Here is a 435-nt window from a genome sequence, read left to right as displayed (position 1 = left end):
AGATTATTTAAATCTTTATAATGTTTAACTGTTACTTTCATATCGCTTGCAGAGGTAAGTACTTGCCATAAAGCTCCACCATTTTTTTCAACAAACCAATAAAACCATATTTGAAATTGATCGCCGCTAAAGGAGTTTACGGTCAAGCATGTTTTTTTCTTCTCTGGTTCGTTCTTATAGATTCGTTCACAATCTTGATTCATATATTTATTTAAATCTGTATTTTTCTCAAGCTGCACCCTCGCATCCCTTGCAGCTTCTGCCGTTGCATAATCCAAAACGGCAGCAATATAAGTCACGCGACAGGTTTCAAAGATCAACATAGTGAACATGAATAGAACAAAAAAACCGAGCGCAAACTCAATAGCAAAAACACCTTTTTGCCGTTTAAAACTAGAAATATTCATAAATCATCTTAATTTTATAAATTTAGTT

General features: G+C 33.3%; 1 protein-coding gene. It reads right to left on the bottom strand.

What is annotated here, in order from left to right; all coding sequences use genetic code 11:
• The coding region (locus ASV53_RS24620) for a TadE/TadG family type IV pilus assembly protein (protein ID WP_141226350.1) at nt 1-407 on the bottom strand (407 nt) is incomplete at its 3' end.
• Nucleotides 408-435 lie beyond the last annotated feature (28 nt).

The organism is Photobacterium sanguinicancri, from assembly GCF_002265265.1.
GTDB classification, from domain to species: Bacteria; Pseudomonadota; Gammaproteobacteria; order Enterobacterales; family Vibrionaceae; genus Photobacterium; species Photobacterium sanguinicancri.
The sequence above is the reverse complement of the archived record's forward strand: the minus strand, read 5'-3'. Positions and strand labels throughout refer to the sequence as shown.